A 21,608-nucleotide genomic window follows, 5' to 3' on the forward strand; every position below is an offset into this window, starting at 1 on the left:
CGGATCTCCGCTCGCGCTCAGGCTTGCCTGAAATCACATGGGATTATTTGTGATGAAGAAAACACACACCATTCTCAACCGTCATCAACTGCTCGATCTCGCCAGCCTGCAGGGCTGGCTGGAACACAATCTGGATCCGGTTCAGCGCGCCGATCAACTGCTGACTCTGCGCCCGGAAGAGCTCAACTGCATCTTTGATACCTTGCCTGTGCCGCAGGGGGCTGAACTTATCGCCTCTCTCTCGGCAGAGAGTGCCGGTCGTCTGTTGCAGCGCATGCATGGCAGCATCGTTACAGTCTTGCAAGAGGCCATTCCCCGCCGCGAAATGGTGGCTATCCTGCGCAAGCTCGGCCGTCAGGATCGCACCATGCTGTTGGCACGTTTCCCGACCCAGGCCCAAGCCATGTACTACTCCCTGCTCGACTGGCCTACCGAGTCGGTCGGGGCCAACATGCGTCATGAATACCTGGCCGTGAGCGAACAGGACACCGTGGGCAAGGCCAAGCAGCTGATCCACGATGCCTGGGACAATGCCCAGCTGTTTCGCCACATCTATGTGGTCAACGCGGATGGGCGTCTGCAGGGGAGCATCTCGCTCAAGACTTTGCTGATCGCTGACCCGCTGGCCAGCGTCGCGACCCTGATGGACCGTGAAACGGTGCGGATCAACGCCCGGGCGGATCAGGAGCTGGCAGCGCGCCTGCTGATTGACCGTGACTTGTCGGTGTTGCCGGTCGAGGATCAGGGGAGGCTGGTCGGTATTTTCCACGTTGATGATGCAGCCGATATCCTGGAGCTCGAATCCACCGAGGATGCCGAGATGCAGGGTGGTTCATCGCCGCTGGATACCCCCTACCTGCAGGCAACTCCCTGGCAGTTGTGGCGCAAACGGGTGGGCTGGTTGCTCATTCTGTTTGTGGCCGAAGCCTACACCGGCACCGTGCTGCGGGCGTTTGAGGAGCAGCTGGAAGCGGCCATCGCGCTGGCGTTCTTTATCCCACTGCTGATCGGTACCGGTGGTAACAGCGGTACCCAGATCACCACCACCATAGTGCGTGCCATGGCGGTCGGGGAGGTGAGTCTGCGCAACCTCGGTACCGTACTGAAGAAAGAGATTTCCACCGGTCTGCTTATCTCGGCGGCTATTGCGCTGGCGGCCTGGGTGCGGGCCTGGAGCCTTGGGGTGGGGCCCCAGATTGGCATGGTAGTTACTCTGACCATCATCGCAATCGTGCTCTGGAGTGCCACCGTGGCGTCGGTTATCCCCATGGTGCTGCGCCGCTTCCGTATCGACCCGGCGGTCGTATCGGCTCCCTTTATTGCGACGCTGGTGGATGGTACCGGTCTTATCATCTACTTCGAGATTGCCAAGATGCTGCTGCCCGAACTGCAGTAAGTCAGAACCTGAGAACGCAAAAGGCAGCCAATGGGCTGCCTTTTTTACATCTCTCTTTCCGGGTCAGCCGAGCTGGAACAACAGGGGCCAGCCCTGCTCCTGGCAATAACGATGTTCCTTTTCCAGATTCTGCATCAAGAGACGGTTCTCCTCGCACCAGTCGATCGGCAGGGTCACTACCAGCTGATCGCCTTGTACCGCGACTTTCCACTCAGGCAGCAGGTTGTCCTGGCGCTTGTGGTGCGCGGCCACCGCGAGGCGCAGGATGCGGATGCAGCGCAGCACGGTTTGCATGTCGTGGTTGGGCAGGGGCGGCAGCTCGGCGAGCTTGAGCCCCTTGCGCTGAAAGCGTACCAGCGCGGCCAGCAATGCCTGATCGTCCTGGTTGAAGCCGGGCAGGTCGGTGTGTTGCAGGATATAGGCGGAGTGGCGGTGGATACCGCTGTAGTTGATGGCAAGGCCAATTTCGTGCAGCCGTGCCGCCCAGCCGAGGATGGCGCGATAGGGTTCAACCTCCATCTGCCAGGGCTCTTGCAAGGCATCAAACAGAGTCAGCACACTCTGCTCCACCCGGGCGGCTTGTTTGCGGTCCATCCGGTAGTGGGTGCCTAGCGCTTGTGCCGTCCGTTCGCGGATATCGTGGTGTTGCAAGCGCTCCTCGAACTCATACAGCAATCCTTCACGCAGGGCGCCGTCGGAGTAGTCGAGCCGCTCGATGGGCAGCGAGGTAAACAGGCCGAGCAGGATGGCAACCGCGGCGGCAAACACCTCCAGACGCTCCTCGGTGAGCCCGACCAGTTTTAGGTTATCGACCCGCTTGTGTTCGATCATCAGAGCCTTGAGGCGCTCCAACCCCTCCAGCGTAATACTGCCGTCAGTCAGCCCCTCACCCTGCAGCACGTCGCGCACGGTGCGGATCGAACCTGAGCTGCCAAGACAGCTCTGCCAGCCCAGCTTGCGGTACTGGTTGACGATGGGGGCGAGCTGGTGCTGCGCTTCCAGCACGGCATTGGTGAAGTGCTTGTCGCTCAGCTTGCCGCTGGCAAAGAAGCTCTGGGTAAAGCTGACGCAGCCCATCTTGCGGCTGGTGAGGGCCTTGTGTTCAAACCCTTCACCGATGATGAGCTCGGTGCTGCCGCCGCCGATATCGATGACCAGTACCTGGCCCTCGATATGCTGGGTATGGGCGACCCCCTGATAGATGAGCCGGGCTTCTTCCTGCCCGCTGATGATCTCGATGGGGTGGTTGAGCACCTTGGCTGCTTCGCTGACGAACTCGCGCGCGTTGCTGGCACGGCGCAATGTGTAGGTGCCGGCGATGCGGATCTGATCCGGTTTGATGTTGGTGAGCCGCTCGGCAAAGAGTGACAGACAGGCGAGGCCGCGTTCCATCGCCTCCGGGCTCATTCGTTTCTGCTCATCCATCCCTTCCGCCAGCCGGACCCGCTCCTTGATGCGATCGACGATGCGAAAACGCCCTTCGCTCAGATGGGCGATCACCATATGAAAACTGTTGGAGCCGAGATCGACGGCGGCGTAGAGGCTATTGTCCATTGTTTGACTCGATACGTTTGAGATAGTCGTAAATCGCGACCTGAGAGCGGATTTTGCGGCGGTTGCCCCGTTTCACATATTCGTTCTTCTGGTCGGCATCGATAACCCGCGCCTTGCAGGTATCACTCAGTTGTAGCTCGAGAATATCCATGATGCGCTGCTTGAGCCGCTCGTCATAGATGGGGGTGCCCACCTCGATCCGGCCGTCAATATTGCGGCTCATCCAGTCGGCACTGGAGATATAGAGCTGGGGGTTGCCCTTGTTGTGGAACACCATTACCCGCGGGTGCTCGAGGAAGCGGTCGATGATGCTGATCACCTTGATGTTGTCACTGAGGCCCGGCACGCCCGGGCGCAGGGCGCACATGCCGCGGATGATCATCTGGATCGGCACCCCGGCCTGACCGGCGGCATAGAGCCGGTTGATGAGATCCCTGTCCACCAGGTTGTTGATCTTGAGGGTAATGCCGCTCGGTTGCCCCGCCTTGGCGTTGGAGAGCTCGTTGTCGATGAGACGATAGAGCTGACGCCGGCTGTTGATGGGGGAGACCAGCAGGTGGTTGAACTTGTAGCGTCGGTAGGGGTATTCGATGTACTCGAACACGCTCTCCACCTCGGCGGTGATGTCCGGGTGGCGGGTCAGCAGCGAGAAGTCGGTATAGATCTTGGCGGTCTTCTCGTTGAAGTTGCCGGTCCCGATATGGGCGTAGCGCACCGCCTCGCCATTTTCGTGGCGGGTAATGAGGCAGAGCTTGGAGTGGATCTTGAGGCTCGGCACCCCGAACACCACCTTGACCCCGGCATCGGTCAGGATGTTGGCCCAGTCGATATTGGCCGCTTCGTCGAAACGGGCGCGCAGCTCCACCACCACGGTCACCTTCTTGCCGTTGTTGGCGGCATCGATAAGGGAGTGGATGATGCGCGACTTCTTGGCGACCCGGTAGATATTGATGCGAATGGCGCTGACCGCCGGATCGAACGCCGCCTGACGCACCAGCTCGGTGAAGTGGTGGAACTTGTGGTACGGGTAGTAGAGCAGGATGTCCTGCTTGGTGATGGCATCGAAGGCATTGACGAAGCCGTCAAAGTCGCGGCAATCGATGGCCGGCAGCTTGGGGTTTTCCAGATAGTCGCGGCCCACGTTGGGGAAGCCGATGAAATCTTTGAAGTTGTGATAGCGCCCGCCCGGCATGATGGCGTCGTAGGAGCTGATCTGCAGCTTGAGCTTGAGGAAGCTTATCATCGCTGCCGGCATCTCCCGCTCGTAGACGAAACGCACCGGCATGGCGGTGAGACGCTGTTTCAAGCCGTCACTCATCTTGTCGACCAGGCTCAAGTCCAGCTGGTCGGAGAGGTCATATTCGGCATCCCGGGTCAGCTTCACCGCATAGGCGGCAATCTCGTCGTAGTCGAAGAAGCCTTTGAAGATCTCGTCCAGACAGAAGCGGATGACATTGTCCAGAATGATGATCTGCTTCTTGCGGCGGGTCCCTTCCGGCGGCAGCTGGAAGAAACGGGGCAGGTCATCGGTCGGCACTTCCACCAGCGCATACTGGATCACCTGGCCATTCTTTTTCATCTCGATGGCCAGATAAGTGTGCTCGTCTTTCAGGAACTTGACCGGGTTGACCTCCTTGTTGAGCAGGATCGGGATGATGTGGCGCAGCACTTTTTCCCGAAAGAACACCCGCAGCCACTTCTGGATAGCATCGGAGAGCTGGTTTTCGTTGACCAGAAAGATGTTGTGGCGAGCCAGGGCGATCAGCAGCTCCTTGTAGGTGTTGTCGAATGCCTCGCCAAGGGCCATCACCTTCTGCTGGATGGCGCGCAGCAGCACCTTGGCTTCATCGCCGCCGCCATGTACTTCGTTGATCAGAATGCGGCGCTTGACGTCCGACACCCGAACTTTAAAAAACTCATCCTGGTTGGAGGAGAAGATCCCCAAAAAGCGGACCCGCTCGATGAGGGGGACCGTCTTGTCCATCGCTTCTTGCAACACCCGTTCATTGAATGAGAGCCAGCTCAGCTCTTTCTCTTCATACAGCTTGTCGGTGCTCATGTTATGCCTCTGGTCTCTAATCAGTTCGCCTCTGCGCGGCAGGTATGACGTGAATATATGACAGAAAAGTGACAGCAATATTACTCGGGCATCGCCTCGTCAATATCGACCACCAGATCATCGGAGAGAGACTCCAGCGCAGAGACAAGGCTCTCCATCTCCAGCCCGTCTGGCAGGGCAACCAGTGCATGGGCGTAGAAGAGCGATGCGCCGGAGTGGGGGGCCGGTTCACAGCCGGTGGTGAGATCGGCCACATTGATATCAAGTTGCCGCAGGATGCTGGCCACTTCGTGGACGATGCCGGGGCGATCATTGCCGGTGACCGTCATCATCACCTGATGGGCCGGTTCGGCGGTGGGGGTCCCTTCGGCAAAACTGATGGTGAGGCCGGGCAGCAGGGCCAGCGCTTCGCACAGGCTGCGGTAGTGCTCCTCGGGCACGGCCACATGGAGGATGCCGGCAAACTGGCCTGCCAGCTCGCTCATGGCACTGCCCAGCCAGTTGCCCTGCTCGCGACTGATGACGGCAGCCAGACTCTCGACGATACCTGGTTTGTCTGCACCGATCACGGTGACCACCAATTGCTTTTGCATCCTGCTCTCCTTGGAATTGGGTTTCTCCAGCATTGTGCCTGCTGTGGCTGGTCATATGAAGCCCCGCCCGCTGGCAAATGGATAAAAAGCAGGGACTTTTACACTTTCCATACGCTTGCCTGCTGCCTTGCGCGACGCTGGCTGTGGTAAAGTGTTTCCCCTTTCGTGTTGTGAACTGGATTGTGCTCTCATGAATACCCTCGTCCTGTCGGGATTACTGCTGCTGGCCCTGCTGGTGCTGGCGATTTTCTGGAGCAGAAACAAGGAGCAGAAGCAGCTGCCCTACGATCTGCAGGAGACTCTCTTCACTCCGGCCGAACGCTCTTTTCTCGGGGTTCTGGATCTGGCAGTAGGCGACAAGGCCAGAGTGCTGGCCAAGGTGCGGGTGGCCGATGTGCTGACCCCGCAAGCCGGGCTTGGCAAGAGCAAGTGGCAGCAACATTTCAACAAGATCAGCGGCAAGCATTTTGACTATCTGCTCTGCCATCCGACCGACCTCTCGTTTATCTGTGCCATCGAGCTGGATGACAGCTCTCACCGTCATCAGAAGCGCAAGGCGCGTGATCTCTTTCTGAAAACTGCCTGCGACAGCGCCGGTCTGCCCCTGCTGCAAATTCCGGCCAGCAGCGGTTATCAGGTGGAAGAGCTGCGCGAACAGATTCTGCCGTTGCTGGTCAAAACCAGCGAGCCGGTGGTTGATGATCTGCTGCCGGGCCAGCGGCGCGAACCCACTTTCAACCCTCTGTTGCTGGACGGGGTCGATCTTGGCACGCCGCTCCGCGGTGGCTCGCCACAGGCAACAGTTCGCCCGGTCGATGAAGAGCCACTTCACTTCCCAAATCTGGAGAGCCCTGCGCCGAGCGTTGCAGTTCCCGTGATGGAGCCGGAGCTTGCTGACAACCTGTTTGCCGATCCGTCTGAAGACGAGGATGAAGAGGTGCACCACTGTCCTCGCTGCGATGCGCCGCTGGTGGAGCGTGAAGCCAAGAAAGGGCCCCATGCCGGCCGCCTCTTTCTGGCCTGCAGCCGTTTTCCCGAGTGCCGCTACGCCACCCCGCGCCACCATATCCACCCTTAAACTGCTGCATCTGAGTGATACCGCCGCCGGCAAGGCGGTATCACCTGAATATTCCCTTCGAAAAAAATGCCGTAGCCATTTCGTTTATCCCCGTTTTATGTCGATACACTTAGCCTGAATACGACAGTTTTTGACAAAGTGTCGGAATTTTGGCACTTTGTCTGTCTGAAATAAAATAAGTGATATATGTTTTATATCTATATAAAACAATGAATTATATTCGGTCGTCGCGAGGGATTGATATGGTGGAGATGGGCGTGTTGATTGTTGATGCCGATGCGCAGCGGCGTCAGCAGTTGGGAACAGTGCTCTCGTTTATGGGGATCCCGTGGCAAGAGGTCGCTGAAGGCGATCTGGATGTCGCCATCGACTCCTCCGGCCCCCTGCAAGGTGTGCTGGCCGGAGAACTCGGCGCCCGTGTTCTGCCGGATCTGCTGGCCGCATTCCCCCGAACCCCCTTTATCTCTCTGGTCGAGGCCGACCTGCCCAACAGCAACTTCATCGGGGTTGCCGAGGCGCCGTTTACCTATGAGTCGCTGACTCGCCACCTGCACTTCTGTCAGGCGTTTGTTTCTCTGCATCCCCGTCAGCAGACCCATGACAAGGGGCAGGCTCTGCTGCGCCTGCTGGTGGGCAAGGGGAAGGGGATCCAGGAGGTGCGTCGCCTCATCAGCCAGGTTGCCGAGACCGATGCCAACGTGCTGATCCTCGGGGAGTCGGGTACCGGTAAAGAGGTGGTGGCGCGCGCCATTCACGAACTCTCTGCCCGCAGCCAGGGGCCGTTCGTGCCCATCAACTGCGGTGCTATTCCGGCGGAGCTCTTGGAGAGCGAGCTGTTTGGTCACGAGAAGGGGGCCTTTACCGGTGCTATCGCCGCGCGGCGTGGCCGTTTTGAGCTGGCGCAGGGGGGCACTCTGTTCCTCGACGAGATTGGCGACATGCCGATGCCGATGCAGGTCAAGCTGTTGCGGGTGTTGCAGGAGCGGCTCTTTGATCGGGTGGGTGGTGGTAAGCCCATTCAGGCCGATGTGCGTATCATCGCCGCGACTCACCGGGATCTGGAGGCGCTGATCCGCACCCAGGGTTTTCGTGAAGATCTCTACTATCGCCTCAACGTCTTCCCCATCGAGACCCCGCCGCTGCGGGATCGCATCGACGATATTCCCCTGCTGCTGCAGGAGCTGCTCAACCGTCATGCCGAACAGCACCACAGCACCATCCGTCTGACCCAGCGGGCGATGGAGTCGCTGATGCAGTATCCCTGGCCGGGCAACGTGCGTGAGCTTTCCAACCTGCTGGAGAGACTGCTTATTCTCTATCCGCAGCAAATTGTCGATGTGGCCGATCTGCCGAGCCGCTACCGCTTGCTGCCAAGCGAGCCACGGGATGAGCGGCTGACCGAGATGGACGAGCGCGATGCGCTGGCCGCGGTGTTTCAGGATCCACCGGAGATCGACCATCCGCTTTCCTCGCCCCGTACCATGCAGCTGCCGGAGGAGGGGGTCAATCTCAAGGAGATGCTGGCCGACCTCGAAGTGGAGCTGATCCGCCAGGCACTGGAGTCGCAGGACGGGGTGGTGGCCCGCGCCGCCGATCTGCTTGGCATGCGCCGTACTACCCTGGTCGAGAAGATGAAAAAGTACGGGATGAGCAAGGACGTCTGAGGGTCAAAGCCTTGACGCAAAGCGGTAATCTATTGGTTTTAATAGATTAATTTAGTGGCATGGAAATTGAATAACCTGACCAGGTCGCCAGTTTGAGGTCAGGTTTATGACAGCCCAACAGCAGGATATCCCACTCCAGTCTCACGAAGTGAGCCAGCTTTACGCCATCTTCAAGGCGCTCCCGACCGGGGTGCTGTTGCTTGATGGCACTGGCATCATCACCCGTGCCAATCCGGCGGCGATAGACCTGCTGGGGGAGCCGCTGGAGGGGGAACTCTGGCGTCACGTCATCACCCGCTGCTTCGAGCCGCGCGAGGATGATGGTCACGAGATCTCCCTGCGCGATGGCCGCCGGGTCCAACTCTCGACCCAACCGCTGCAGGATCAGGCGGGCCAGCTGGTTTTTATCAACGATTTGACCGAAACCCGTCAGCTGCAGGATCGCATCAACCACATGAAGCGGTTGTCGGCCCTTGGCAATATGGCCGCTTCGCTGGCCCATCAGATCCGCACCCCGCTCTCGGCCGCCATGCTCTATGCTGCCAACTTGGCCAACCGCACCCTCAAACCCGAATCCCGCACCCAGTTTCAGCAAAAGCTGATGGCCCGGCTGCAGGACTTGGAGAAGCAGATCAACGACATCCTGCTGTTTGCCCGCAATGGCGACAATCAGGTGGTTACCCCCATCTCGGTACAGGGTCTGCTGGCTGAAGTACATGCGGGGGCAGAGGCGTTCTGCACCCAGCAGGGGTGCGAGCTGCACATGGAGGCGCCGGAGCCCGATCTCTGCCTGTTGGCCAACAGCAGTGCGCTCTCCGGAGCCATCAACAATCTCATCGCCAACGCCCAGCAGGCGGGGGCAACGTCGCTTTTGGTGAGTGCAGTGCGCAGCGGTGCCCGCGTCGAGATGCGGGTGATCGACAATGGCAAGGGGATGCCGGCTCACCTGCTCAGCCAGATTTTCGAGCCCTTCTTTACCACTCGCTCCCAGGGCACCGGCCTTGGGTTGGCGGTGGTGCAATCCGTCGTGCGTGCCCATCAGGGCGAGGTCGGTGTGGCCTCGGTTCCCGGAGAGGGCACCTGTTTTACTCTGTCGTTCCCCCTGCATCAGCAGCAGGTACAGCTTGGAGGTGCAGCATGAGCCTTGTTCAGGTGCTGTGCCGGCCGAGAGGGAGCCATATCAATGCGGCCAGGTTGGCTGTCGTGGGAGGTGTAGCATGACTCAGGCCCGGATCCTGGTAGTGGAAGATGACAATGGCCTGCGCGAAGCGCTGGTCGATACCCTGTTGCTTGGCGGCTATGAGTGTCGTGAGGTAGACAGCGGCGAGCGGGCCTTGCTGGCCCTCTCCCGTCAGCCGTTTGACATGGTGATCTCCGATATTCAGATGGGAGGGATGGATGGCCTGACCCTGTTGGCCACCATACGCCAGCAGTATCCGCAGGTGCCGGTACTCCTGATGACTGCCTACGCCAACATCGACGGCGCGGTGCGCGCCATGCGGGAAGGCGCCATCGACTATCTGGCCAAGCCCTTTTCGCCCGAGGTGCTGCTCAATCAGGTGAGCCGCTATGTACCGGCCCAGAAGGTAGAAAAACGTGCCGTAGTCTATGGCGATCCCAAGAGCGCCGAGCTGTTCCAGCTGGCGACCCGGGTGGCCAGAAGCGAGGCCACCGTGATGGTGACAGGCCCGAGTGGTACGGGGAAAGAGGTACTGGCCCGCTACATCCACGACAACTCCAACCGCGCCGAGCAGCCCTTTATCGCCATCAACTGCGCCGCCATTCCGGAGAACATGCTGGAGGCGACCCTGTTTGGCTACGAGAAGGGGGCTTTCACCGGTGCGGTGCAGGGGTGCCCCGGCAAGTTCGAGCAGGCGCAGGGGGGCACCCTGCTGCTTGACGAGATCACCGAGATGGATCTGGGGCTGCAGGCCAAGTTGTTGCGGGTGCTGCAGGAGAAAGAGGTGGAGCGGCTCGGCAGCCGCAAGATGATCCCGCTAGATGTGCGGGTCATCGCCACCAGCAACCGGGATCTCAAGAAGGCGGTGCAGGATGGTCTGTTCCGCGAAGATCTCTACTACCGTCTCAACGTCTTTCCGCTGCGCTGGTCTGCCCTGTGCGAGCGGCCCGGAGACATCTTGCCGTTGGCTGAACATCTGCTGGCCCTGCATGCCAGCCAGCAAGGGCTGCCAGCCCCGCAGCTGGAGCCGCAGGCGCGCGAGCGGCTGCTCTCTCACCCCTGGCCCGGCAACGTGCGGGAGCTGGACAATGTGGTACAGCGGGCGCTGATCCTCAGCCCTGATGGAGTGATCGATTGCAGCCACCTCATTCTGGAAGAGGTGGACGAGCAGGAAATGGAGTTTGCCGTCGCAGAGCGCGCTTATGGCGGTGATCGTCTCGGCAGCGAACTCAAGCAGCAGGAGCACCAGATCATTCTCGACACCTTGCAAGAGTGCAACGGCAGTCGCAAGGATGTGGCCGACCGGCTCGGGATCAGCCCGCGAACTCTGCGCTACAAGCTGGCCCAGATGCGGGATGCCGGCATCGACTTGCCCGCCTGAGTCAGGCAGGAGCCTCAATAGGGGGAAGTATCACTGTGTGGGAACCGTCATGGTCTTGATGGCGGCTCTCGATTATCATAGGGCCCTTGGCGTTTTGAGCCGGGGCCTTGTTTTTATTGGTAAAACAGGGAATCGCGCCGTTATAAAGGGACCCTTATGATCTCTCATCGAAAATTGGAAACCGTACTCAACCACCTGCTTGAGCCCCACGCCATCAAGGATTACTGCCCCAATGGTCTGCAAATTGAGGGGCGCGAGCGCATTCGCAAGGTGGTGACCGGCGTGACCGCCAGTCAGGCCCTTATCGACGCCGCCGTGGCTGCCGATGCCGATGCCATTCTGGTTCACCACGGCTACTTCTGGAGCGGTGAACCGGCCCAGATCACCGGCATGAAGCAGCGCCGCATCAAGACCCTGCTGGCCCACGATATCAACCTGTTTGCCTACCACCTGCCGCTCGATGTCCATCCCGAGGTGGGCAACAACGCCCAGCTCGCCAAGCTGCTCGACATCAAGGTGCGCCGTGGTCTGGAGCCGTGGAACAGCAAGAGCGTCGCCATGGTTGGCAAGCTGGAAGAGCCGATGAGCGGCAGCGATTTTGCCAAGCTGATTGCCGAGCGTCTCGGTCGTGAGCCGCTCCACTGCGGCGACAGCGGCCCCGAACTTATCCGTTCAGTGGCCTGGTGCACCGGCGGCGGCCAGAGCTACATCAATCTGGCGGCGGAGCAGGGCATCGATGCCTTTATCTCCGGCGAAGCCTCCGAGCAGACCATTCACACCGCCCGCGAGATGGGGATGCACTTCTACGCTGCCGGTCATCACGCTACCGAACGCTACGGCGTCAAGGCGCTGGGAGAGTGGCTGGCGACCGTGCACGGGCTGGATGTCACCTTTATCGATATCGACAATCCGGTCTGATTAGCCGCGTAGTGGCGTAATCGGAGATGAACGTGGTCATTGCGTTGATCTATGGAAATGACAAGGGAGGCCTGGGCCTCCCTTGTTACATTTTGCTTGCTGTGGTTAGCGGTTACTCGCAGGCATAGCCAGCCGGGCCAAGTTGCTTGCCATCGAGAAAGGCTGATGCATCTCGCATCTGCAAGCGCCCTTCACAGAACCACTGCACCACCAGTGGGTAGATGCTGTGCTCCTGCACCTGTACCCGTGCCGCTACCTCGTCAGCATCATCGCCTTCGAAGATGGGGACGTGCGCCTGCAGGATCACCGGGCCACCATCGAGCTCTTCGGTCACGAAGTGAACGCTGGCGCCATGCTCGCTGTCACCAGCATCGATAGCGCGCTGGTGGGTGTGCAGCCCCTGATATTTCGGCAGCAGGGAGGGGTGGATATTGATCATCCGTCCGGCGAAGTGGCGCACCAGATCACCGCTCAATATGCGCATAAAGCCGGCCAGTACCACCAGATCCGGCTGATAGTCAGCCATCAGCGCCAGCAGGGCGGCGTCATACTCCTCCCGGCTGGCAAACTGCTGCTGGCTGAGGGTGGTGGTAGCCACCCCTGCCTCTTGTGCGCGGATCAGGCCATAGGCATCGGCCTTGTTGCTGATGACGCCGACCACCTCACCGGCAATCTTGCCGCTGGCACAGTGGTCGAGGATTGCCTGCAGATTGCTGCCGCTGCCGGAGATTAGGACGAGGACCCGCATCATTTGATGACGACCTGCTCCTCACCGTCGGCTGCCTTGGCGATATGACCGATGTGCCATGCGTTCTCGCCTTCCGCCTTGAGCAGGGTCAGCGCCTTCTCCAGCTGGTTGGCGGGCAGGGCGATGATCATGCCGACGCCGCAGTTGAAGGTACGATACATCTCGTGACGGGTGACGTTGCCTGCCTGCTGCAGCCAGCTGAACACTGCCGGCCACTGCCAGCTCTGCTCGTCTATCACTGCCTGGGTGTTGGCGGGCAGTACGCGCGGGATGTTCTCCCAGAAGCCACCACCTGTGATGTGGGAGAGAGCGTGGATCTCGCACTCCTTGATGAGCTTGAGCACAGGTTTCACATAGATGCGGGTCGGCTCCAGCAGGGCGTTGGCCAGGGTGGTGTCACCCAGCGGCTGATGAACGTCTGCCTTGGAGACCTCGAGAATTTTGCGGATCAGGGAGAAACCGTTGGAGTGGGGGCCGCTGGCGGCCAGCGCGATCAGGGCATCCCCTTCACCCACCTTGCTGCCGTCGATGATTTCGCTCTTTTCCACCACACCGACGCAGAAACCGGCGATGTCGTAGTCTTCCCCTTCATACATACCCGGCATCTCGGCGGTCTCGCCGCCCACCAGAGCACAGCCGGACTGCTCGCAACCGGCACCGATCCCGGTGACCACGGCTGCCGCGGTGTCCACATCCAGCTTGCCAGTGGCGTAGTAGTCGAGGAAGAAGAGGGGCTCGGCACCCTGTACGATCAGGTCGTTGACGCACATGGCCACCAGATCGATACCCACGGTGTCATGTTTTTTCAGATCGATGGCGAGGCGCAGCTTGGTGCCCACACCGTCGGTGCCGGAAACCAGCACCGGCTCCTTGTAGCCCGCAGGGATTTGACACAAGGCCCCAAAGCCGCCAAGACCACCAAGGACTTCAGGACGACGAGTGCGCTTTGACACGCCCTTGATACGTTCAACCAGTGCATTGCCGGCATCAATATCCACGCCAGCATCCTTGTAGCTCAGTGAGGTTTTGTCAGTCACGAGTAGTCCCCGTCATGTGAGAAGTGGAGGGTAAAATTCGGGGCGTATTCTAACAGTGGCGGTCAAAAACCAGAAAGGAAATCGTTTGCGCGTTTTTGCGCAAAACTGCTCTACAAGCGGCGGCTTTTGTTGTATGATTCCGCGATTTTTTTGCGGCAGGTTAGAGGAGATAATAATGAAAGTCGTTGAAGTCAAACACCCCCTGGTCAAACACAAGATCGGTCTGATGCGTGAAGGCGATATCAGCACCAAGCGTTTCCGTGAACTGGCCAAAGAAGTGGGCAGTTTGTTGACCTATGAAGCTACCTCTGACTTCGAAACCGAGAAGGTTATCATCGATGGCTGGAATGGGCCAGTAGAAGTTGACCAGATCAAGGGCAAGAAGGTAACCGTCGTACCGATCCTGCGTGCCGGTCTTGGCATGATGGATGGCGTGCTGGAGCACATGCCAAGCGCCCGCGTCAGCGTGGTTGGTATCTACCGCGATGAAGAGACCCTGCAGCCGGTTCCCTACTTCGAGAAGATCGTCAGCAACATCGAAGAGCGTCTGGCGCTGGTCATCGACCCTATGCTGGCCACCGGCGGCTCCATGATCGCCACCATCGATCTGCTGAAAAAGAAAGGCTGCCAGTCCATCAAGGTGCTGGTGCTGGTTGCCGCACCAGAAGGGATCAAGGCGCTGGAAGCCGCTCACCCGGACGTGGAGCTGTTCTGTGCCTCCATCGATCAGGGCCTGAACGAGAAAGGCTACATCGTGCCGGGTCTGGGCGATGCTGGCGACAAGATCTTCGGTACCAAGTAAGTTGCTGTGACACGCCGCCTCTGCCGAGGTGGCTGACGGAGCCGGCGTCCTGCCGGCTTCGCTGTTTATGGCCTTTGTCCCAGCCTTGCCGCAGGACGCGCCTTGCCGCTACCATAAGCACCATCTCCCATTTCGAGACTCTGTTCATGTTCAAACGTGTTGTGACCGCCCTCTGCTGCGGCTTGTCATTCATTGCCTCGGCCGCTCAGGTGACCGACCTCTATCAGGGCAAGGCCCCGACCACCGGCGACATGGTGGCTGCTCAGGGTCAGGCGCTGGGCGAGGTGTTGATCAAGGTGACCGGCAAGCGGGATATTCTGACCCAGCCTGCCGTGGTCAAGGCGCTGGCTGCGCCGGGCGACTATGTAAAGAGCTATGGCTATCAGGATGTGGATTCGGTCAAGTATCTGAAGGCCGAGTTCAAGAGCGACAAGGTCAACAGCCTGGTCTCCGAGAGCAAATTCGCCCTGCTTGGCCCAGCTCGTCCCCAGATGGCCCTCTGGCTGGTGGTGGATCAGGGTGAGCGCCATCTGCTGGCAGACCAGTCTACCGATGGCTGGGCACAGGCACTGCGCGAACAGACCCTGGCGCTGGGGCTGCCGGTCAGCATTCCCCTGATGGATCTCGACGACAACATGGCGGTCAGTGCCACCGATGTGTGGGGCCGTTTTGCTGATCCCATCCTCAAGGCGAGCCAGCGCTATGGCGCCGAAATGGTGGTGCTGGGCAAGCTGACCCCGGAAGGGGACAAGTGGAGCATCGACTGGGGACTCTACGGTCCCAAGGCCGCGGGTGAAGTGGCCGAACTGACCCGAGGCAACAGCACGGGTACACAGGCCGAAGTGGCACAAGGGCTTGCCGATACCTTGGCGACCTGGCTGGTGAAAAACTACGGTGCCCGCATCTCGGGCCCGGCAACCAGTCAGACTCTGGTGGTGGATGGTCTCTCCGATGTGGATAGCATGATCGCCGTGCAGAAGATGCTGCAGGGGATGGCCAACGTCAGCAAGGTGGAGATCGGCAAGCTGGAAGGCAATCAGGTCACCTTCAACTTCACCCTGCAGGGGGAGCAGAGCGAGTTGGTGCGAGCCCTGCAGTTGGAGAGCCGCTTGCACAAGGTTGACGATAATGGCAGCAATCTGCGTTACCAATGGTCGCAGCCCTGATTTCACAAGGCTTTTGTCTACCGCCCGGCTTGTCCGGGCGGTTCTCTATCTGCCATTGCGATGGTACACTTAGCCACAAATGTCACAGTCAAAGCCCAACGAGTGAAGCAACCGGCCCAACTGTCCCTAGCCGTACAACTACCGGATGATGAAACCTTCGTCAGTTTTTATCCCGGCACCAATGCTCATCTGATCACCGCCCTCAAGAATGCGGCCATCGGTCAGGGGTCGCCTTTCCTCTATTTCTGGGGAGCCAAGGGCTCCGGACGCTCTCATCTGCTCCACGCTACCTGTGCCGAGGTCAATGCCCGCGATGCGGCGGCGGCCTATCTCTCCCTCGATCAGTTTGAACAGCTCGACCCCAGCATGCTTGATGCCCTCGAAAGCCTGCCGCTGGTCTGCCTCGACAGCATTGAGGCCATCGCCGGCAATGCCGTGTGGGAGCGGGCGCTGTTTGATTTCTACAATCGCTGGCAGGAGAAAGGGGAAGGGACGCTGATCGTCACCGGTTGCAGCGCGCCGCGCAAACTGGGGCTGCAGCTGCCGGATCTTGCCTCGCGCCTCGACTGGGGGGTGAGTTTCCACCTTGAAGAGCTGGATGATGAAGGCAAGCTCAGTGCCCTGCAGCTGCGTGCCGAGCTGCGGGGCTTCAAACTTCCCATCGATGTGGGCCGCTTCCTGCTCAACCGCCTCTCGCGCGACATGCGCACTCTGCTCACCACTCTCAATCAGCTCGACAACGCTTCATTTCGCGCCAAGCGCAAGCTCACCATCCCCTTTGTAAAAGAGATCTTGGAGCTCTGAGCCATTGGGTGTGCTTGAGCCTCAGCGGCGCTGATACAACGGACAAAAAGAAACCCCGGCTTCAGGCCGGGGTTTTGCTATCTCAAGGACTCTCTCAAAGAGTTCTGCCTATCAGTGGAACTGATCTTCTTCAGTAGAGCCGGTCAGCGCGGTCACCGAGGATTGGCCACCCTGAATGACGGTGGTCACCTTGTCAAAGTAACCGGTACCCACCTCCTGCTGGTGTGCCACGAAGGTGTAGCCACGGCTGGCGGCGGCAAATTCCGGCTCTTGCACCATCTCGACGTAGTGCTTCATCCCTTCGCCACGGGCGTACTGGTAGGCCAGTTCGTACATGTGGAACCACATGTTGTGGATACCCGCGAGGGTGATGAACTGGTACTTGTAGCCCATGTCGGAGAGCTCCTGCTGGAATCGGGCGATGGTGGCATCGTCCAGATTCTTCTTCCAGTTGAAGCTCGGGGAGCAGTTGTAGGCCAGGATACGATCCGGGAACTTGGCCTTGATCGCTTCGGCAAACTTGCGCGCTTCGTCCAGATCCGGCTTGGCGGTTTCACACCACACCATGTCGGCATAAGGGGCGTAAGCCAGACCGCGAGCAATGGCCTGATCGATACCGGCACGTACCTTGTAGAACCCTTCGGCTGTGCGCTCGCCAGTCAGGAAGTCTGCATCGTACGGGTCAGCGTCGGTGGTCAACAGGTCAGCGGCGTTGGCATCGGTACGGGCTATCACTAGCGTGGTTGTGCCGCAGACATCGGCTGCCAGACGGGCGGCAACCAGCTTCTGCACCGCTTCCTGAGTCGGTACCAGCACCTTGCCACCCATATGGCCGCACTTCTTGACGGAAGCCAGCTGATCTTCGAAGTGCACGCCAGCGGCGCCCGCTTCAATCATTCCCTTCATCAGTTCGAAGGCGTTCAGCACACCGCCGAAACCGGCTTCCGCATCGGCCACGATAGGCAGGAAGTAATCGATAAAGCCCTCATCCTGTGGCCCTACTTTGTTGGCCCACTGGATCTGGTCGGCACGGGCGAAAGAGTTGTTGATGCGCTCCACCACGGATGGTACGGAGTTGGCCGGGTAGAGGGACTGATCCGGATACATGGTGGAGGACAAGTTGTTGTCCGCCGCCACCTGCCAGCCGGAGAGGTAAATCGCCTCGATCCCCGCCTTGGCCTGCTGCACCGCCTGACCACCGGTCAGGGCGCCGAGGCAGTTGACGTAGCCTTTCTTGGCGTCGCCGTGGATCAGACCCCACAGCTTGTCGGCACCGCGCTGTGCCAGGGTGTGTACCGGCTGCAAGCTGCCGCGCAGGTTTACCACATCTTCGGCGCTGTAGCCGCGCTTGATCCCTTTCCAGCGGGGGTTTTCCGCCCAGTCTTTCTCGATAGCCTGGATCTGTTGCTCACGGGTCAGTGCCATATCAGTTCCCTCTTTCATTGATTTCACGTTTCCATTGACTTGTTATTGGCGAGCCCCGCCCGGGGCCCGGAGTTCAGAGCCGCTCGTAACCGGGCAGCGTTAGAAAATCGATCAGAGTATCGGCGCAGGTGATCTCTTCCATCAGCTCGCTCGCCTCGGCAAAGCGACCCGATTGCCAACGCTCGGTACCCACTTCGGCTTTGACCACCTCCTGCTCCTCGGCCAGCATCTGGCGGAACAGATCCTTGGTCACCACCTTGCCGTTGGCGAGGCTCTTGCCGTGGCGGATCCATTGCCAGATGGAGGTGCGGGAGATCTCGGCGGTGGCGGCATCTTCCATCAGACCGTAGATGGGCACGCAGCCGTTGCCGTTGATCCAAGCCTCCAGATATTGCAGGGCAACCCGGATATTGGTGCGCATCCCTGCCTCGGTGCGCTCGCCCTCGCAGGGGGCCAGCAGGTCGGCGGCAGTTATGGGGGCATCCTGCTCGCGCAGCACGCCGATCTGGTTCTTGGCGCCAACCGCAATGGTGGCGTTGAACACCGCCATGGCGGTATCGGCGAGACCGGGGTGGGCGACCCAGGTGCCATCGTGGCCGTTGTTGGCTTCACGCTCCTTGTCGGCTTTGACCTTGGCAAACACCTGCTCGTTGACGGCGGCATCTTTGGCCGGAATAAAGGCGGCCATGCCCCCCATCGCCAGCGCACCGCGCTTATGGCAGGTCTTGATCAGCAGTCGCGAGTAGGCGGAGAGGAACGGCTTGTCCATGGTCACCACCTGGCGATCAGGCAGTACCCGATCCGGGTGGTTCTTTAAGGTCTTGATGTAGCTGAAGATGTAGTCCCAGCGGCCGCAGTTTAGGGCGACGATGTGATCCTTCATCTGATAGAGCAGCTCATCCATCTCGAACACTGCTGGCAGGGTTTCGATCAGCACGGTGGCTTTGATGGTGCCACGGGGCAGACCGAACTTGTCCTCGGTCCAGGCGAATACCTCGCTCCACCAGCGCCCTTCCAGATGGCTCTGCAGCTTGGGTACGTAGAAGTAGGGGCCGGAGCCTTTGGCCAGCAGCGCCTGATAGTTGTGCAGGAAGTAGAGGGCAAAATCGAACAGGCCACCGGGGATCGGCTCGCCATCGAAGGTGACATGTTTTTCTGGCAGGTGCAGCCCGCGAACCCGGCAGATGAGCACCGCCGGATTGGGGTTCAGGGTATAGGCCTTTCCTTCCGGACTGGTGTAGGAGACGGTGCCGTTGACCGCATCGCGCAGGTTGATTTGACCCTCGATCACCTTGTTCCAGGCGGGGGCCAGTGAGTCCTCGAAGTCCGCCATAAACACCTTGACGTTGGCGTTGAGGGCGTTGATCACCATCTTGCGCTCGACCGGGCCGGTGATCTCCACACGGCGGTCTTGCAGGTCGGCGGGAATGCCGCGAATGGTCCAGTCACCTTCACGGATGTGGGCGGTTTCCGGCAGGAAGTCCGGTAACTCGCCGCCATCGATACGGGCCTGACGTGCCACACGTTGTTTCAGCAATTCCCCTCTTTGGGGAGCAAAACGTTCCACCAGTTCGGAGACCAGAGCCACCGCTTCCGGCGTCAGAATTTGCGCGTATTCGGGCAGCATCTCGCCCTGGATGCGAAGGCGGGCGCTACAGTGGGTCTGAGCCGGTGCCGACATAAGGTTCACTCCTTTGAGAATTACATTTTGAACTTACTAACTACGACTAAAGTCGAATCCCTGTTCCTGAAACGTTCCCGCAACAACGGGATAACACGATTGATAAGGTGCGAAATATTGTCGATTACGTCAACAGTTTTTTTTAAACGCTTGTTTGGGGGTGATATTTAAGTTGATGTTTTTAATTGAGTTATTGGATTGGTATAAAAGCTCTACACAGATGGTTATGCTCCTGGTTTTTCTGTCCGGACGATGGCTCATCCGGTCACTCTTCTTGTCATGCGATTCGTAACTTATTACGTAATAAAATTACAAATGCAAAAACAAATCCCGACCTTACTCCAGGCTTTTGAAAAACAGCTGTATGAAGTGCGTTTAAATATTTCAATCAATAGACTGGTGGCGTTGATGCTGGATAGTGAACGTTCGTTTAAAACTGCCATACCTTCGCAGGGCTCTGTTGGCGCTGACGGCTTGCCGCATTGAAAGTGGAGCGCAATAACGTAGGTTTGTATCAGCTGATGGGGATCAACCCGGCGGGGAGTGGTGGTTAAACAGTAGTCAATTACACTGCGTAATCATGTTTTGGTAGTGGTTTGTCGTTTTTTTAAGGTGGTACGTCTTAAGAGGCAGAAAACGGACAAAAGAGGGCAAAGAGAGGAGAAAATCGCCCGCAGGCGGGCTCAGTAGTCATCGTCAGGTTCGGCCAGATCGATGACATCAAGCTGGATGACCAGCTCTTCCTCTTCACCTTGCGGGGTGCAGGAGGTGTCGTGAGGAACAGGGTAGAGCGGAATGAGCGGGGTGAAATCGGTGGTCTGGTTCATGCTTGCTCCCGTATTGAATGCAAGCCGGCCAGTGATCCCTTCACTTGTGCCTCCACCTCCCTGTCTTGATACCGGCGGAAAGTTGCGCATATTAATGATCGCATCAAAAAGATTCAAGCGATTCTGTACATTTTTTGTTCCTGACTCTGATGGCGTTGGTTGCGTCGGGCAGAAAAGGGGGGGAAAGCGGGAGAGGGAAGGCAATTCAGAGCAAAAACGGGAGTAAAAAAATAGCCCAGTCGTTTGACTGGGCTATTTTCGGGGAATGATGGTCGGCGTGAGAGGATTTGAACCTCCGACCCCTGACACCCCATGACAGTGCGCTACCTGGCTGCGCTACACGCCGACAAGGTCAGTCTGAGCTGACGGGGAGGAAGTCTAATGATCTGCACTCATGGGTGCAACTCCTTTTTTATCATAGAGATGCCGACTGCTTCTTTATTGCTCAGCCAAGATGCGGCTTGGGCGGAGGAGGGAGTTTTGGCATAATCGCCGCCCCGCAGCAGCCACTATTTATGCAAGATATTCATAATATCGGCTGAAAGGTGCGGCAGTATGGAATACCAATGCAGAGATTGAACAGACAGAGAGGCATGGCCGTGAAACCAGCAGAGGGGGCCGATGCGCCGGAACAGGCCGCAACGGATGAGAAGTGGATGCGCCACGCCATGGCACTGGCGGGTCGCGCCGAGGGGATCGGCGAGATACCGGTTGGTGCCGTTCTGGTGCTGGGTGACGAGATCGTGGGGGAGGGGTGGAACCGCTCCATCAGCGAGCACGATGCCTGCGCCCATGCCGAAGTGATGGCGATCCGCGCGGCAGGTAGCCAGCTGGAGAACTACCGCCTGCTCGACACCACCCTCTACGTGACGCTGGAGCCCTGCTGCATGTGTGCCGGAGCCCTCATCCATAGCCGGGTCAAGCGGGTGGTCTTTGGCGCACGGGATCTCAAAACGGGTGCAGCGGGGTCGGTGTTCGAGATCTTGCAGGATCCGCGTCACAACCACAGGGTCGAGCTGACCGCTGGCGTACTGGCTGAGGCCTGTTCGACCCAGCTCTCCGATTTCTTCAAGCGGCGCCGCGCCGAGAAAAAGGCGGCCAAACTGGCGCTGCAACAATCGGGTGAGGCTTCCGCCTGAGCCGGTCAGCGGCGGGATGTACTAACCCGCCGCTTGCCATTTTTATAACCACTTTAAAAACAATCAGTTATTAAGCCTTCACTCCTTATCTCCCCTTGTATTCCGACCCCCTGTTTATCCTGCTTATTTAAGGTGGCGGGTGTAACAAAACTGTCA

General features: G+C 59.1%; 19 protein-coding genes and 1 tRNA gene. 11 read left to right on the plus strand and 9 right to left on the minus strand.

Annotation, left to right across the window (positions count from 1 at the left end; all coding sequences use genetic code 11):
• Nucleotides 1-52: 52 nt before the first annotated feature.
• Entirely contained in the window at nucleotides 53-1,396 is a 1,344-nt protein-coding gene (gene mgtE, locus LG31_RS0110190) for a magnesium transporter (RefSeq protein WP_033114366.1), read from the plus strand.
• A gap of 63 nt (nucleotides 1,397-1,459) precedes the next feature.
• On the opposite strand, the gene ppx is transcribed toward mgtE, so the two are convergent.
• The 3 genes from ppx to LG31_RS0110205 form a co-directional block, all read right to left on the minus strand.
• Nucleotides 1,460-2,950 carry an exopolyphosphatase gene (ppx, locus tag LG31_RS0110195; RefSeq protein WP_033114367.1) on the minus strand — a complete coding sequence of 497 codons (1,491 nt, stop codon included), beginning with the start codon at nucleotides 2,948-2,950 and terminating at the stop codon, nucleotides 1,460-1,462.
• On the minus strand, nucleotides 2,940-5,009 hold the full coding sequence (ppk1, locus tag LG31_RS0110200) for a polyphosphate kinase 1 (RefSeq protein ID WP_033114368.1): 2,070 nt from the start codon (nucleotides 5,007-5,009) through the stop codon (nucleotides 2,940-2,942). Before ppk1 ends, ppx begins: the two co-directional genes overlap by 11 nt.
• Nucleotides 5,010-5,089: 80 nt before the next feature.
• Nucleotides 5,090-5,602 (minus strand): glycine cleavage system transcriptional repressor, encoded by a 513-nt coding sequence (locus LG31_RS0110205; protein WP_033114369.1) that lies wholly within the window; start codon nucleotides 5,600-5,602, stop codon nucleotides 5,090-5,092.
• Between the two features lie 190 nt (nucleotides 5,603-5,792).
• Between LG31_RS0110205 and LG31_RS0110210 the strand changes: the two genes are divergently transcribed.
• From LG31_RS0110210 to LG31_RS0110230, 5 genes are all read left to right on the plus strand, one after another.
• Nucleotides 5,793-6,680 carry a DUF2726 domain-containing protein gene (locus LG31_RS0110210; protein WP_033114370.1) on the plus strand — a complete coding sequence of 296 codons (888 nt, stop codon included), beginning with the start codon at nucleotides 5,793-5,795 and terminating at the stop codon, nucleotides 6,678-6,680.
• A gap of 242 nt (nucleotides 6,681-6,922) precedes the next feature.
• Complete coding sequence (locus tag LG31_RS0110215; RefSeq protein WP_033114371.1) at nucleotides 6,923-8,344, plus strand: sigma-54 dependent transcriptional regulator; 1,422 nt, start codon at nucleotides 6,923-6,925, stop codon at nucleotides 8,342-8,344.
• Nucleotides 8,345-8,450: 106 nt separating this feature from the next.
• Nucleotides 8,451-9,485 (plus strand): sensor histidine kinase, encoded by a 1,035-nt coding sequence (locus LG31_RS0110220; protein WP_033114372.1) that lies wholly within the window; start codon nucleotides 8,451-8,453, stop codon nucleotides 9,483-9,485.
• Between the two features lie 76 nt (nucleotides 9,486-9,561).
• Nucleotides 9,562-10,905 carry a sigma-54-dependent transcriptional regulator gene (locus tag LG31_RS0110225; RefSeq protein ID WP_033114373.1) on the plus strand — a complete coding sequence of 448 codons (1,344 nt, stop codon included), beginning with the start codon at nucleotides 9,562-9,564 and terminating at the stop codon, nucleotides 10,903-10,905.
• Between the two features lie 156 nt (nucleotides 10,906-11,061).
• On the plus strand, nucleotides 11,062-11,823 hold the full coding sequence (locus tag LG31_RS0110230) for a Nif3-like dinuclear metal center hexameric protein (RefSeq protein WP_033114374.1): 762 nt from the start codon (nucleotides 11,062-11,064) through the stop codon (nucleotides 11,821-11,823).
• 112 nt (nucleotides 11,824-11,935) lie between these two features.
• Here LG31_RS0110230 and purN read toward each other — a convergent pair whose 3' ends face one another.
• Together purN and purM are read right to left on the minus strand one after the other, a co-directional pair.
• Complete coding sequence (purN, locus tag LG31_RS0110235) at nucleotides 11,936-12,574, minus strand: phosphoribosylglycinamide formyltransferase (protein WP_033114375.1); 639 nt, start codon at nucleotides 12,572-12,574, stop codon at nucleotides 11,936-11,938.
• On the minus strand, nucleotides 12,571-13,608 hold the full coding sequence (gene purM / locus LG31_RS0110240) for a phosphoribosylformylglycinamidine cyclo-ligase (protein ID WP_021231046.1): 1,038 nt from the start codon (nucleotides 13,606-13,608) through the stop codon (nucleotides 12,571-12,573). The genes purN and purM overlap by 4 nt, the downstream gene beginning before the upstream one ends.
• 175 nt (nucleotides 13,609-13,783) lie before the next feature.
• Between purM and upp the strand changes: the two genes are divergently transcribed.
• The 3 genes from upp (at nucleotide 13,784) to hda (ending at nucleotide 16,380) form a co-directional block, all read left to right on the plus strand.
• Nucleotides 13,784-14,410 (plus strand): uracil phosphoribosyltransferase, encoded by a 627-nt coding sequence (upp, locus tag LG31_RS0110245; protein ID WP_033114376.1) that lies wholly within the window; start codon nucleotides 13,784-13,786, stop codon nucleotides 14,408-14,410.
• A gap of 146 nt (nucleotides 14,411-14,556) precedes the next feature.
• Nucleotides 14,557-15,576 (plus strand): DUF2066 domain-containing protein, encoded by a 1,020-nt coding sequence (locus LG31_RS0110250; protein WP_033114377.1) that lies wholly within the window; start codon nucleotides 14,557-14,559, stop codon nucleotides 15,574-15,576.
• Between the two features lie 102 nt (nucleotides 15,577-15,678).
• Complete coding sequence (hda, locus tag LG31_RS0110255) at nucleotides 15,679-16,380, plus strand: DnaA inactivator Hda (protein ID WP_033114378.1); 702 nt, start codon at nucleotides 15,679-15,681, stop codon at nucleotides 16,378-16,380.
• Between the two features lie 111 nt (nucleotides 16,381-16,491).
• Here the strand turns inward: hda and aceA are convergent, their stop codons facing one another.
• Both aceA and aceB read right to left on the minus strand, forming a co-directional pair.
• Nucleotides 16,492-17,805 (minus strand): isocitrate lyase, encoded by a 1,314-nt coding sequence (gene aceA / locus LG31_RS0110260; RefSeq protein ID WP_005344572.1) that lies wholly within the window; start codon nucleotides 17,803-17,805, stop codon nucleotides 16,492-16,494.
• A 73-nt stretch (nucleotides 17,806-17,878) separates the two neighbouring features.
• A complete protein-coding gene (aceB, locus tag LG31_RS0110265) occupies nucleotides 17,879-19,486 on the minus strand; it encodes a malate synthase A (protein ID WP_033114379.1) in 1,608 nt (535 codons plus the stop codon).
• Nucleotides 19,487-19,801: 315 nt separating this feature from the next.
• On the opposite strand from aceB, the gene LG31_RS21270 reads away from it, so the two are divergent.
• A complete protein-coding gene (locus LG31_RS21270) occupies nucleotides 19,802-19,972 on the plus strand; it encodes a hypothetical protein (RefSeq protein WP_161785983.1) in 171 nt (56 codons plus the stop codon).
• Between the two features lie 197 nt (nucleotides 19,973-20,169).
• Here the strand turns inward: LG31_RS21270 and LG31_RS21430 are convergent, their stop codons facing one another.
• Together LG31_RS21430 and LG31_RS0110270 are read right to left on the minus strand one after the other, a co-directional pair.
• Nucleotides 20,170-20,313, minus strand: coding sequence for a hypothetical protein (locus LG31_RS21430; protein ID WP_167334755.1), 144 nt, complete (start codon nucleotides 20,311-20,313; stop codon nucleotides 20,170-20,172).
• Nucleotides 20,314-20,582: 269 nt separating this feature from the next.
• Nucleotides 20,583-20,659 (minus strand) — tRNA-Pro (locus LG31_RS0110270).
• A gap of 310 nt (nucleotides 20,660-20,969) precedes the next feature.
• On the opposite strand from LG31_RS0110270, the gene tadA reads away from it, so the two are divergent.
• Nucleotides 20,970-21,452 carry a tRNA adenosine(34) deaminase TadA gene (gene tadA / locus LG31_RS0110275; protein WP_033114405.1) on the plus strand — a complete coding sequence of 161 codons (483 nt, stop codon included), beginning with the start codon at nucleotides 20,970-20,972 and terminating at the stop codon, nucleotides 21,450-21,452.
• Nucleotides 21,453-21,608 lie beyond the last annotated feature (156 nt).

Source organism: Aeromonas lacus, from assembly GCF_000764665.1.
In the GTDB taxonomy this organism is placed as follows: domain Bacteria; phylum Pseudomonadota; class Gammaproteobacteria; order Enterobacterales; family Aeromonadaceae; genus Aeromonas; species Aeromonas lacus.